Below are 499 nucleotides of genomic sequence, written 5' to 3' on the forward strand. Positions count from 1 at the left end.
ATGTACGACCGAACGTCGTCCATCACTTGTGACACGGTGCCGTTCGTGTAGTCAGGCTCGTCGGCGACTGTAACCCAACCGGCATCAATGGCGCTATTGATCGGAGTCTGTCCCGGCGTACTTCGCCTCGGCGCACCACCGAGCTCGTCGTAGACTCGCTGCGGAATGACAAATGTGAGATCGTTCCGTTGAGCAAAGCGTTCGAGAGCCGTGTACTTGTTGTTCTGTTGGCGACCACACGCGATGAACAATCCTGTATCCGCGATCCACGTCACCGAATTCTGCAACGGGTTGAACGGCTCACCCATCGCTCTCGTAGTCAGCCTTCAATCGTCGGATTCTCATTAGCGTCCCGAATCTCGTCAAAATAGGGATCGATCGATTCCATATCGAGGACGACGTCTCGTAGTGCCTGTAACACGGCAATTGCGAAGGCGTGCTGAAGGTCGAGTTCCCGGGCTGCAACTCGCTCCGACATGTTCCCGTTGGCGTACGGTAT

Annotated in this window: 2 pseudogenes; both read right to left on the reverse strand. The window is 55.7% G+C overall.

Annotated elements, in window-relative coordinates:
* A pseudogene (locus DVK06_RS17310) lies at positions 1-308 on the reverse strand (hypothetical protein); the annotation flags it as partial.
* 11 nt (positions 309-319) lie between these two features.
* Positions 320-499: pseudogene (locus DVK06_RS19445) on the reverse strand (transcriptional regulator TrmB); the annotation flags it as partial.

This window comes from Halorubrum sp. Atlit-28R, from assembly GCF_003665955.1.
Classification (GTDB): domain Archaea; phylum Halobacteriota; class Halobacteria; order Halobacteriales; family Haloferacaceae; genus Halorubrum; species Halorubrum tropicale.